The sequence below is a fragment of the Bacteroides sp. MSSM.1001136sp1_RTP21357st2_D2_RTP21359_211015 genome (assembly GCF_040913205.1).
Lineage (GTDB): Bacteria > Bacteroidota > Bacteroidia > Bacteroidales > Bacteroidaceae > Bacteroides > Bacteroides ovatus.
The window spans coordinates 46,394-60,306 of sequence record NZ_JBDFVF010000004.1 but is presented as its reverse complement, the minus strand read 5'-3'; the positions used below and the strand labels follow the sequence as shown (position 1 = coordinate 60,306).

General features: G+C 43.5%; 7 protein-coding genes. 6 read left to right on the top strand and 1 reads right to left on the bottom strand.

Annotation, left to right across the window (positions count from 1 at the left end):
- Nucleotides 1-54: 54 nt before the first annotated feature.
- The 6 genes from AB5217_RS04390 (at nucleotide 55) to AB5217_RS04365 (ending at nucleotide 10,669) form a co-directional block, all read left to right on the top strand.
- Complete coding sequence (locus tag AB5217_RS04390; RefSeq protein ID WP_032846751.1) at nucleotides 55-1,566, top strand: glycoside hydrolase family 30 beta sandwich domain-containing protein; 1,512 nt, start codon at nucleotides 55-57, stop codon at nucleotides 1,564-1,566.
- A 147-nt stretch (nucleotides 1,567-1,713) separates the two neighbouring features.
- A complete protein-coding gene (locus tag AB5217_RS04385) occupies nucleotides 1,714-4,992 on the top strand; it encodes a SusC/RagA family TonB-linked outer membrane protein (RefSeq protein WP_032846752.1) in 3,279 nt (1,092 codons plus the stop codon).
- 13 nt (nucleotides 4,993-5,005) lie between these two features.
- A complete protein-coding gene (locus AB5217_RS04380; protein ID WP_004299682.1) occupies nucleotides 5,006-6,862 on the top strand; it encodes a RagB/SusD family nutrient uptake outer membrane protein in 1,857 nt (618 codons plus the stop codon).
- Nucleotides 6,863-6,872: 10 nt separating this feature from the next.
- Complete coding sequence (locus tag AB5217_RS04375) at nucleotides 6,873-8,228, top strand: glycan-binding surface protein (protein ID WP_368112722.1); 1,356 nt, start codon at nucleotides 6,873-6,875, stop codon at nucleotides 8,226-8,228.
- A gap of 25 nt (nucleotides 8,229-8,253) precedes the next feature.
- Entirely contained in the window at nucleotides 8,254-10,224 is a 1,971-nt protein-coding gene (locus AB5217_RS04370) for a glycan-binding surface protein (RefSeq protein WP_230595650.1), read from the top strand.
- A 13-nt stretch (nucleotides 10,225-10,237) separates the two neighbouring features.
- Nucleotides 10,238-10,669 carry a hypothetical protein gene (locus AB5217_RS04365; RefSeq protein ID WP_230595652.1) on the top strand — a complete coding sequence of 144 codons (432 nt, stop codon included), beginning with the start codon at nucleotides 10,238-10,240 and terminating at the stop codon, nucleotides 10,667-10,669.
- A 673-nt stretch (nucleotides 10,670-11,342) separates the two neighbouring features.
- Here AB5217_RS04365 and AB5217_RS04360 read toward each other — a convergent pair.
- Nucleotides 11,343-13,880: a glycosyl hydrolase 115 family protein gene (locus tag AB5217_RS04360; RefSeq protein WP_032846764.1), complete on the bottom strand. Its 2,538-nt coding sequence runs from the start codon at nucleotides 13,878-13,880 to the stop codon at nucleotides 11,343-11,345.
- Nucleotides 13,881-13,913 lie beyond the last annotated feature (33 nt).

Sequence of the window (13,913 nt, the reverse complement as noted above, 5' to 3'; positions counted from 1 at the left end):
TACAATCTTGTATTTTACTCTTGACTCCTTTTCCTATATTTTAATAATGAATGCATGAAAACACAAAGTTGTATGAACAGGCTTTTATGGATTACTTTATTGGTAATCGGTTTATCTGGATGCTCGGAAGAGAGTTCATCGTCAGAGGAAAATACGGAATCTGGTACGATCCAAGATGGGGATCATGCTGATAATGCAACGGTTATTCAATTAAATTCTTCCGATCAATATCAGACAGTGGAAGGGATTGGCGGCGGGATAGCCAATTATGAGAATTGGTATTGTCAACACCCCAATAAAAAAGAATTGTTTGATCTGATTTTCAAAGATTTGGAGATTTCCATGATTCGTATAGGAAACTGGTACGAAAAGAAGATATCGGGTGAGAATCCCGATATTCTTAAACAGCAAAAAGAGATAATGGATGCAGCAACTCAAAGACTGGGGCGTAGCAATTTCTCTGTAATGATGTCTAATTGGCTGGTAGCACCCGATTTGATAGATAGGCCGAAAGAAAAGGGAGCGACACTTAAAAGAAATAATGAAGGGAAGTACATGTATAAAGAATTTGGTGAATGGTGTCGCATGACATTAAAAGCTTATCAGGAAGCAGATATGTCACCGGATTACTTGAGCATGATGAATGAGCCGGATGGGGATAACAGTGCAGGAACCAAAATCCGCTTAGGCTACGGTATCGACGACTCCCAAAAAGCGAATTACGGGAAAGCATTGGACGCCACTTATGAAGCATTCAAAGAGGTGTCTGACCGTCCCAAGTTAATCGGCCCGGAAGTGCTTGGAATTGGCTATGGTACTTTTAGTAACTATTACAGAGACTTGAATCCTGACCTATTGGATGCTGCTGCTTTCCATTGTTATCATGGTGGTAAGACTTCCGATTATAAAGATAACGACCGTTATTCTTCCGCCCATGCTTTTAAAACTGAATTTCAAAACATAGCCCGGCAAGTTGGCAACAAATCAATTATGATGACGGAGAACTGTTCTTATCATCCTGCTGTTCCCGAAGATGCTGTGAATATTGCACATTTTATATCAAACTCCTTCCGTTATGCAAATGCCACTGTTTATTTGCACTGGGCACTATTATGGGGATATGCAGATGCTGATGAATTAAAAAAGGGGGGTGACGGTTGCATCGCTGTCGAGTGGCCTTGGAGTAGTTCTCGCTGGACGACGGAAAAAGGCTATGTGGTAAGGAGTGAGTTCTATGGGCTTAAGCACTTTACAAAGTACGTCAAGCCGGGTTGGCGGCGGATCGGAGTGGATTATGAACTAAAAGAGGTGGAGGTAGTTGCTTTTCAAGACCCTGATGAATATCAGATAGCTGTCGTTTTAGTCAATTACTCCGAACAGGAGGAGAAAACGGTCAGGTTGAAGAATATTGGCAGTAAGGAGGTATCCTCCATAAGGAAAGTAATACAGACTGATACTCAAAAAGAAAGTTGGTATCAGGAGCTGAAAAACACTGATCCATTTGTCGAATTAGTATTACCAAAAATGAGTGTTACCACTGTTTATTTCAAATTCAAAACAAATTGAAACGTATTTAAAAAGCGAATAAACGTATGTGTAACTTGATGTTACATTTCAAATAGTGTAGTAGAATGTAAGTTCATACTTTTGTGTCGGACATTTGCTAAATATGGGTGTGAAATTATAAAGCAATATTTTATAAATGTAATATATATGAAGAACAATTATTTTTCAAGATGTGTGCTGCTAGCCGGATTATGTTCGGTTATTATGGTTTTTGCAGTCACTCCTGTTTATGCGACCGGAGGTGCATTTTCTCCTCTTCCACATGCTGTCTCTGAAGGAGACATTACTGTTACCGGTAAAGTGGTTGATGATGCCGGAGAACCTTTGATAGGTGTTAGTATTCAAGTGAAAGGTACTAGTAAAGGTGCTACTACTGATGTGAATGGTATTTATACACTAAATATAGCATCAGGTTCTACCCTTGTATTCTCATATATCGGAATGAAGACCATTCAACGGAAAGTGACGAAAGGCGGTAAGCTGGATATCACGATGGAGAATGATGAGAATATGTTGGACGAGGTGGTAGCTGTAGGATACGGCTCTATGAAACGTTCGGACTTGACAGGATCGGTCGTTTCCATCAATGCCAAGTCCATAGAAGAATCAATGGCTTCTACCATTGACCAGGCGTTGCAAGGACGTGCGGCAGGATTGCAGATGACGCAGAATTCCGGTGTTCCGGGTGGAGGTACATCTATTCAGATTCGTGGTGTGAATTCATTAAACAGTACCAATGAACCTATTTATGTAGTAGACGGAGTTATTATCTCCGGTGAAACAGGCTCGAATACAAGTAATGCTATGGCAGGTATTAATCCAGCTGATATTGAAAGCATTGAGATCTTGAAAGATGCTTCGGCTACTGCCATTTATGGTGCACAGGCGGCTAATGGGGTCATATTGATTACGATGAAAGCTGGTGTAACAGGCAAGCCTCGAATTAACTTCCAAGCCTCTGTGGGAAATCAGGAAATACCGAAAACAATCGACATGATGAATTTGCGTGACTATGCCCGTCACTATAATGAACTATATGCTCTTATAAATGCCAGCAGGGTGAAAGATGCGTTTAGTCATCCTGAAACTTTAGGTGACGGTACTAACTGGCAGGATGAGATATTCCGCAATGCTCTGTTGCAGAACTATAACCTGTCAATTCGTGGCGGTACAAAAACGGTCAGCTATAATCTGTCCGGCGGATATTTGGGGCAGGACGGTATTTGCATCGGTTCGGATTTTGAGCGTTACACCTTCCGTATGGGAACAGAGATACAGGTTACTCCTAAGGTTCGTTTCGGAGGTACGGTGAATGTTTCTTATACCAAGCAAGGTACAGGCATGGCTAGCTGGTCTATCATTCCCAATGCACTTTATCAGGCACCGGATGTTCCCGTACGTGATAAGAATGGTAACTTTTCCGGACCGGAAGAGGACGACCAGCAGAATTTAAGCAATTACAGTAATCCGGTGGCGTTGGCGGCATTAACACAGCGTAATAATGAAAAGGGAGGTGCTCGTGCCAATCTTTTCATGAAAATCAATCCATGGAAATGGCTGACTTACCGTACTGATTTTACGGCAGATGGCAATATCGATAATTATCAATATTTCCTTCCCCAATATGAATTGGGATACTCAAAGAATCCTTATCCTACTAATGAACACTCCAAAAACTACGGGCTTTACTGGGGATGGAAGAATGTAGTGACGATGGAGAAGACGTTCAAACGTAAGCACAAGACGAGTTTGATGTTAGGACATGAGATGACTTCCAGAAGTTCAGATTATCTTCAGGGAAAACGTACACATGGTGATAATCTGCTGACAGACTTGGATGCGGGTGATGCTGCGTATGCCACCAATAGTGGAAGGGCAAGCAAGACAACATACCTCTCTTATTTCAGTCGTCTGTTTTATAGTTACGACAACCGTTACCAGTTAACGGCTACGGTACGGCGCGACGGAACATCCCGTTTTGCCAAAGGAAATCAGTGGGGGACATTCCCATCAGTAGCTGTGGCATGGCGTCTTTCCGAAGAGTCATTCTGGCGTCCGCTGAAAGATGTGGTTAATAACTTCAAGTTGCGTTTGAGTTATGGTGAAGTCGGTAATTCCAATGTCAGTGCATTTGCTTACCAACGGATGGGAACGTATGTGCAGTCTATCTGGGGGACGAGTTTGCAGACCGCCAATATTGCTAATTCCGATTTGACATGGGAGAGTACCCGTTCCTGGAATGCAGGTATCGACCTGAACTTTTTTAATAACCGCGTCGAGTTTATTCTGGATGCATATATCAAAAAGACAAGAAACCTCTTGTTGCAACAAGATTATCCGGGATATATGGGAACTACGGGCAATGGTGCTGCAACAGCTCAATGGGCGAATATAGGCTCCATGGAGAATAAAGGTTTTGAATTTACATTGAACACGGTAAATATATCCAATAGGGATTTTCAGTGGCGTACAAATGTTACATTCAGTTTGAACCGTAACAAGGTAGCAAGTATGAATACAGAGAATGCCTTTATCGACAAGACTTATCAAAATAGTGGTCAGACGGAAGTGATTACCCGCACTGCAGTCGGAAAGCCTGTCAGCCAGTTCTATGGCTATAAGGCAATCGGCCGCATCAATAGCGCTTCCGATTATTTGATAGATAATGGTGATGGAACTAGCACGGTAAAGATTGCTACTCCAGTATTGCGGGTAGGTGAACAGGTGGTTAACTCGGGTACGGATAAAGGTAGCCTTATCAAACAAATTTATATTGGCGATTATATTTTTGAGGATCTGAATAATGACGGAGTGATTGACGAAAAAGATCAGACATTCTTGGGAAGTCCGTTGCCTAAATTTACCTATGGCATTAATAATACCTTTAATTATAAGAATTTCGATTTGACTATATTCTTATATGGTTCGTATGGAAACAAAGCGATGAACTATTTGTCCCGTCGTATTACTAACCCCAATTCGAGTGGTAATGTACACGCGTCCGTTGCCAACCATGCCCGTTTGGGATACCTTGATGGAAATTCGGATAATACCGATGTCTGGAATATGTATATATTGCCCGGCTCTAACGGTTTGTGCCGTATGTCTGTTAATGATGCCAATGATAACGACCGCATCAGTAGCCGTTATGTGGAGGATGCTTCTTTCTTGCGTATACAGAATATCGCTTTGGGATATACGTTACCGAAGAATTGGTTGAAAAAACTGAAGATAGAGAATGCGCGCATTTATGCGAATATTAAAAATGTATATACATTCACAGGCTATGACGGTTACGATCCGGAGATTGGCTCTACACAGGCGCAATATTCTTATTCCGGTCAGAGTATGCTGATGTACGGAGTGGATACGGGACGTTGTCCTTCTCCCCGTATTTATACATTTGGTATTGATTTAACCTTTTAAATAGAAAACTTCCATGAAAAAGAATATTATATTATCAGTGGTTTGTGGAATGGTTGCGATGGCAAGCCTCACTTCCTGCAATGACTTCTTGCAAGTAAGTGCCACCAACCAAAAAGAAATGGACAAATCCTTTACTACTTATGACGAGCTGCGTTTGGCAACAGCTTATCTTTATATGAAACCTTGGTTTGGTTTTCACAGTACCCGTCTGTTTGCGATGGGAGATGCACGCGGAAACAATATCTATGGTGACAACAACAACGAGACAGGTTATGCTCCTTATTGCCTCTTTACCGACAAACCCAATACACCCGGACTTGCCGATGCGTGGAATTCACTTTACATTGTTGTTACGCAGGCAGACTACATCATTAACGATTATGCACCACAGGGACGCCAACATTTCAGTGAAGCACAAGCGAATGCTTGCGAGGGAGAAGCACGTTTCATGCGGGCGGCGGCTTATTACTATTTGGCTTCCTACTGGCACGATGTGCCCATTATGGAGAATCCAATTGCTCATACGGAAGCTTTCAATATGGCTCCCACACGCTTCGAGGATGTGATTCGCTACGGTATCCGCGACTTGGAGTACGCTGCGGAGTGGTTGCCGCTTGCCGACGCGGACGGTCGTGTGACTCGCTATTCGGCTTTGGGACTACTGGCACGCTATTATGTAACGCTGGCAGCGTATGCGCGTGGCGGACACTGTACACAGGCTACTATGGATTATTATGAAGCCAGCGGTTCTCACGACTTGGCTGACATTCTTTATGATTTGGCCAAGGAGGCTGCCGGAGAAGTGATTCTTGCTCAGAACAGATATGGATTGATGGAAGAATATGAAGAAATCTTCCGGGTACAGAACAATAATTGCAAAGAGGTATTGTTTGCTTTGCAACCGCTGCAAGGTGTCGACTCCTACGGAATGGGTAACAGCAACGGAAGCGGTTTGTGCTCTTACACAGAATTGCTGAACGGTTTGAGTGCCTATAACTCCTCTTATGTATCTTACGACTGCCTGCGTATGCTGATTAATTCCGGCGGACGTTCCCGTCTGCGTGGTAATGTGCTTTGTCCGGGAGAGTTCTATGACTATATCGGTACACATTTGGTGGATGGTGGTTGGGCTGCCGGATATAAAGGCGGACAGAAAGCTGCCGGATTAGAAACGAACAGAAAAGTTGCCTTCAAGAAACAGGTAGTGGGTAGTGCTGAAGACACGAATAATATCGCTATTGCCGGGAACTCCGGTTTCTGCACACCGATGTTGCGCCTTGCAGAAGTGTACTTGTTGTATGTGGAGGCTTGCATGGGCACCAGTGATGAGCTGACCGACCGGGATGCCTTGAAATATTACGACGATGTCCGGAAACGCGGCTACAAGATGGAGATAGAGAGTGGCGAACTGACCTACTATGACACCAACTATCTCACCCGTAATGATTTGTTGAGAGAGTTTCGTGTAGAGTTCTTTATGGAAGGCCTTTGGTGGCCTACGCTGGTACGCCGTTCGCTTTACGACACAAAGTGGGTGACCGACTTTATCAATAACGAGTTGGTTATTATGACCGAAGGTGATGAAGGAGAACAGGTGCGCAGTGACGAATGGGACAGCAACAGATGGTATGCTTACTATTATACGATAAACAAGAACACTCTTCAGGCGGCATTCAGTTCTGACAGTCCCCGCCAGTCCGACGGAGCCAAACTGGCGGTACGAGCTACTCATACTCCGTTGGCGGAAGGAGATTACGTACATTCGAATACCTCTGATGATAATGTATGGGCATTTTCTTATCCGGAAGTGGAAAGTACCCGTGACCCGTTATTAAATACAGCACCTGTTGCTTATGATTTTAACAAATAAGATGACTACTATGAAGATAACAGATAAGATATTAACGAATTTGTGTTTGAGCACTTTATTGCTGTTCTCGTTGTTTAGCGTATTTTCTTGTTCTGACGACGACGATGATGTCCGCATATACAGTGTGTGGAGCAATATGCTTGGTGAAGAAGCCAGACAGATAACCTCTGTTTATACCGGAACCTGGATTCGGGTGGACGGTAGTGGCTTTAGTGGTTTGCAAGCTATTTATTGCAACGGTTTGCAGGTGACGGAATACAACTCTACTTACATGAGTGACTCCCATCTCACGTTTAAAGTACCCTCCAGTGTTCCGATGGCACATGAGATAGAAGATGAATCAGTCAAAAATACCCTCAGGGTGGTGACTTTCCACGGTGAAGGAGTATACCGTTTCATCTTTAAAGATGTGAACAAGATGCCCGGCATTACAGACGTGTCATACACGTTGCCCCATCCGGGCGATCACATCACCCTTATAGGGAAGTACCTCAATGGTGCATCAGCCGTTTACTTTCCAGGCAATGACGGCAATGAAGTGCAGGTTCCCTATATCGATGGCACCGGAGATATGGTAGTGTCCGAAGATGGAACGCGGATAACTGTCAAGGTGCCTGATGGAGTGGGCGAACGGAGTGGTTCCCTCCGGGTGGAGATGGCAGAATTGGGTGAGAACTATTACACTCCCAATTATATGTTCTACGACAAAGCAATGTTTGTGCACGATCATGAAGGAACCACAGCTTTGAACTATGGTGTGTCCGGAAGTGTCATCTCTCCGCAGAAATGCGCCTATTACTCAATCAACGCGGCAGATGCGCCGCAAGTACCCGCAGGTGCCAGAGCCTATATCTTCAGTATACCCGAAACTGCTCCGGCCACTCTTCCGGTGGTGAGCGATAATAATTCGCCTTTCGGTTATTTCCGTTTCAATACAGGAATGCAATTACAGTATCTGATAGACAACAGCGACGGAGAATGGGCCAGAGAAACGGATGCCCGCAAGGCAGCTTTGCAGGCGGACATCTATATGAATCATGATTGGAGCACCGGCGTGGTAGGCTGGCGCATGAACAAGAATGGAGGAAAGGGTAATGGTGAAAGTGCATGGAATGTGGCTTCGTGGACTAACAATAAGCCATACGCATTTAACGGCAGTTGGAAGACGCTTACTTTCGAGATACATACCAAGTATGCCAACTTGGGCGAGGCGATTGATGCTTGGAGTGCGAGCGGTGTGCACTCACTGTTCACTATCCTCAACTTCGATGTCCTGTCGGCCGGATTGACCATGAAAGAGGGAGCGGATTTCCGTATGTTCATCACTAACTTGCGTTTGGTTCCCTATGTGACTCCGGAAGAATAAAATATAAACATGAAACAGATTAGATATGAAAACTTTTAAATCTATACAATCGGGAATAATTGCTTGCCTGATAATAACCTTTATAATGGGATTATTTTCTTGCAGCGATGACAATGAAACGGTAGATAATTTGCTGCCTCCTACCATTGTAAAAGTATGTGTTTGGGATGAAGACATTGAAGAATGGATTATTCCTGGAGCAGAAAGTAAAATTCGGATTGGTACCCCTTTGCGTATTGAGGGTACTAACATGGCGCAGACGATTGCCGTCTATATCAATGGTGGGCTCATTTCTGCTTTTCATGCAGAGGACAATGCGATAGAGCTTGTTATTCCGGACATTCCTGTAGATGAGGGAGAGATTAAAGAGGTGAACGTCAACTTGATCCGGGTAGTGAATAAAGCGGGAGCCGCTACTTGTACGGCCAACGATTTTCAATTCTTTGGCAGGCAAATTACTGTGACCGGTTTTTCGCTGACAGAAAATGACGGAAGAACGTGGGAAGCCGTGCAAGAACTGCCGATAGGTGGTAAGATACGTATTGAGGGTAACGGACTGAAAACAGCCAATGAACTGTATATTAATGGTACTTCTGTTGATTTGGCCGGTATTCCTGCCGAAGAAAAGAACGATGCCTTCCTGGTTGTGACTATTCCGGAAACTTTGCCTTTCGGGAATGCTGTCGAGAATCCGGACAGCCGGAATAAAATGCGCCTTGTGACGGCTTATGATGATCGCACGCTGGATTGTGTTATTGCGGGCAAGCAGGTAGAAATCAACCGAATTACGGACGCAAATGGTAATGCCATTACGGAAGCCGGGCGCAACTCGGTGGTGGTCATTGAAGGAAAATACTTTGCCACTTTTCAAAAACTGTCTTTTAACAACCAGGAAATAGAGCCGACAACGATAGAAAGCAATCGTATCACTTTCACTGTACCGGTAGATACGGAAGATTTTACAGTGGGCGACGGAGAACTGACTGTTGTCAATGCGTATGATGAAATTGGTGTTAGCCGGGAATTTACTCTTTTAGGTTTTGTCCCTAGTGTGACGGAAATTTCATATACGATGCCTAAACCCGGTAATGTGATCCGGCTTACAGGTGTCAATCTGTACGATAAGGCGAAAGTCTTTTTCCCTTCTTCCACAGGTGAAAAGGAAAGTCTCGTTCAGAGTGCCTCATCGGATGCGACTTCCATGGATGTACTTGTGCCGGAAGGTGTGGGAGATAAGGCAGGATATATTCGTATAGAGAGCGAAGGTGCTGATGTTGAGGTGAAAGGAATTGTCATGTTCTACAAACAGGGAGTGTTCTTGCAGGAGTTCACGGATGAAGAGTTGAAACTGGGTAGTCCGTCAGGGAGTCCTATGGCGTATAATAAATCAGCATTGTATAGCCCAGATAACCGTCCGGCAAATGATACTCATCCGGTGAATCCCGATTACTTTATTTACTTTAAGAGTAGTTCTGTTCCGGTAAGTACCAGTAACCATGGGGCTTACTTGAGATTCTCGACAAGGAGTCAATTGGAAAAGCTATTGGAGAAAACGGATATTGAGATAACCAGAGAAACTCTGATTAAAGATATTGCAATGCAGGTCGATATGTATATGCCTACCCCATGGATAAGCGGAATGTTGGCCTGGCGTGTGAATAAAGACGGAGGTGGATTGAATGGAACCCGTAATATTAATATTGCTCCGTGGAGAGTGGACAAACCATTTGACTTTAATGGAGAATGGCATACCTTTACTTATAGATTCACAGACTTCATATTGGATACGGCAGGTGAATCGGAAACAATGACACTGGGAGCCTGGTTGAGCAAATATGCTATAACTTATACGTCATTGTTTACTTTCTCTAATGGTAATTTCATGTATAAAAATGGTCAGACTGCAGATCCTCAATGGAATTGTGTGAATATTACAGACTTTGAAATGGGACTTGCCAATATGCGTTTGGTTCCGCTAGTGCCAATAGAATTATAATAAAAAGGATAATATGAGAATACGAATGAAAAGTTTCTTACTTATGTTTTGTCTGTTCGCCGCAATAGCGGCGAACGCAAAAGAAGAGCCTATTCAACTTTTCCCTCGGACGTATGGGTATTTCTCCAGAGGAGACAGCGAAACACAGACGATTACTTATGACCATGCTTACGGACAGTACGGCTGGAAAAATACAAAAAATGTGGATCTTTCCGTTTATAATCATATTGTTTTAGAGATAGAGGCTACAGACTCTCGTGTGGAAATCTATGTACTTTATGAAGGGGTTGAAAAGAGTACTTGTATAGGGGGAATAGATGCCGGAAAAACGAAAGCCGTTTGTGAACTTGAACATATAGATAAGGTGCAGGCGATTTACATAGCTAAATCAAAGGTAGGTATAACCAAGATTGTCAAGTTTGTGCTGACAGATGAAATAGATTAAGTATTTATTTGTTGAAAAAAACAGCCCTCGCTACGGAGTTATTCTCCGCGCGAGGGCTGTTTCTGTGTATAATCTATCTTGTGTTCAGGTAATACATCGTGATTGGTGTTTTTTTTATTATCAGCCTTGCTTTCTTGTCAAGTAGCTTGTTTGCAAGCTGATTAAGTAAGGAGGTATAAGAAGGGAAGCAGGTATAGTTGCGTTGGGATACCGGTATTGTTCCATTAAAGTACCGGTATCATTAATTTCCCACGGCCGTGACAAGATCTTCCCACGGCCGTGGTAGGAACTCGTCACGGCTGTGGGAAGAAGCTACCACGGCCGTGAAGAATTAAGTATACCGGTATCCTGATCGAACAATAGTTATTGAATGATATAAGTATGCCGGTTGTATGACGGATGTTTAATGGCGGCTTTTCTTGAAAGGTAAGTAAAGCTGGAAGGATAGGAGATATGGGAGAGCAAAATCATAAAATAATAGGCTGACAATAAAACTTATAAAATGTTATTGTCAGCCTATTGTCAGGGCTTATTGTCAGCATCTAAAGGATTGAAAATCATTTATCTAATGAATAGGAATGACGGCTGACAATAAGAACTGCAAAATTTATATGTAAATACAATCAGTGATGTAGTTATTAACTCATCTCTGCATTGATTGGATTGAGCTTTTTTATCTACTTTCTCTCTTACTTTTCGATTCGTTCATAAACAGATAAGATTTCTTATAGCCTCCGTAGTCTACGACTAACTTTTCCAGCACGATGCCCGGATCAAGAGGTTTGAAAGTGATTGTTTGCATACCGTCTGATGTATTCGGTACATTCAGTTTTGCTTTTTTCTCAACGATGCGTCGTGCGACTGTCGGATAGTATATGCTGTATACATTTTCAGGAAGCTCGTTTAAGTTATGATTGAAATTGATCGTCTGATCCTTTCCTCCTTCAAATCCGATACTATACTCATGTCCTTTGCGATCGTGGAAAGCAAGAGTTGATTTGACTATCACATGGACAGTCACCTTGTCAATTCCTTTAGGCAACTTTATCTTGTAGGAGATAGAAGCTCCGTCAGTTGGTTGTGTGTAAGGCATCAGAGCCATGCCACTAAGGGTACGCCCCATATAGGGAATCACTGTCCATTCCGTATCAGGCGCTGCTTTAGCGCTGTAGTAATGTTCGGCTTCTATGGCTATATATCCGTCTTGTCCGGTGAATACGTATCCGCCGACAGCCTTTTCCGGATTTTCGATTCGGTAGATTTTAGGCAGTGTATCAGCGGGGAAGTTATCATTCCATGAGGTATAACCGATATGTTTCTGAATCATCATATTCTTCCATTTGCCGCCGGACATAATGTTGTTATAATCGTCACTCAACGCTTTATCCCGTGCAAAAGCCTGTTCCACTTTATCTGCCCATTCGTTAGCTTGCGGATTGTTTTCTTTGTACAATTTATGGTTCATGGCTTGTGCATAATACATTTCGTACAGGTTTGCCATGGCTTGAACGGGGAAGAGGATTAATTGCTTGTAGGCATCTTTATATTCCGGTTTCAGTGATATGTATTGTCTCAAAGCTTCCGCTTCCAGTTTCAGATATTCATCAGATACTTGTTTCCATTCGCCGGTCTCCAGGTTATAAGTATTCCGGTCGAGCATTTCTCCCGTCACGCGGCCGTTGTATTTGCTGTACAGGTTTAAGATTCGCATGGCTTCATCCGCCTGGTCTTCGCCAAACTGCTGTGCGCAGAAACGACGGGGATGCTCCAGCAAGTTGGAGACGTTGAATTGCTTGGGATTCCATGCCATATCCATGAAGAGCGTGATCGGATATTCCATTGGCTTTAAATCGCCTACATTCAATATCCACAGCTTTTCTACTCCGTAATCGTATGTGAGTTGAAGTTGCTCCCACATATTTTGTATAGGGGTTACGTTCAGCCATTTAGAGTTTCTCGGAGCACCTACGTAGTCTACATGGTAATACATGCCCCAACCGCCCGGATGCTTGCGTTCTTTGGCATTTGGCAGGCGGCATACATTGCCCCAATTATCATCACACAATAGCATGATAACATCATCGGGCACACGCATACCTTTATCGTAATAATCCAATACTTCTTTATACAACGCCCATACTTGCGGAGTCTCTTTGGCCGGACGTTTGGTGACTTCTTCAATAATCTTGCGCTGATTCTTGACTACATTCTCCAGAAGTTTCACATTGGTGCTTTTACTCATGGCTGCGTCACCGTCTCCGCGCATACCGATGGTTACGATATCTTCTGTACCCTGCATCCGTTCGATGCCTTCACGGAAAAACTGATCGATCACTTTTTGGTTAGTTGTATAATCCCATGCACCATATTCTTTGCGCTTGCGTGACCATTCCTGATGGTTGCGTGCCATCGGTTCGTGGTGGGACGTGCCGATAATGACTCCCATTTCACTTGCTGTTTTACTATTCTGCGGGTCGTCAGCATAGAAAGCCCAGCTCCACATGGCCGGCCAAAGGAAATTACCTTTCAGGCGTAGTATCAGTTCACACACCCGTGCATAAAAACGATGGTCGCCGTAGTTGGTGCCGTATGTGTGTTTTACCCATCGGGTAAGACACGGTGCTTCATCATTCAGAAAGATACCGCGATAGGTTACGGCCGGCTCTCCGTCCGAGTATTGTCCGGGTTTAATATATACATTTGCTTGTTTCATGACGGGAACATCTGCCCACCAATACCAGGGAGATACTCCCATCTGTTCAGAAAGCTCGTAGATACCATAAATAGTGCCGCGTCTGTCGCTGCCGATGATAACTACCGCTTCATCTATTCCCTCGCAAGGATTGGCGATGACTTGCAGGATGTATTTTTCATTTTTTCCATCCAATTCCTTTTTGTCTATTTTGCCTGCTGACATCAGCTTCTTTATAAAAGGAGTGCCATAAGTACCTGCAATGATACACCGTTTCGAACTTGTGCTTGTTAAGAGTTCGGGCTTTTTTCCGCATACCTGCAGTATGTCTTGTTGAAGATTGCCGGCAGCAATCATTACCCCTTTGTCTTCGGAAGAATCTATGTATATCGGACAAGGAACTCCGTTGGCAACCAACGGAAAATGATTACCGGCCGGTGTGAATATTACAAATTGTTCAGCGGCAAATGCCGCTATACTCACAACAGAGAGGTAGAAGAATAGAAATAACTTTTTCATGGTTTCAATATTTAGTAATTTGTTGTTAATCAT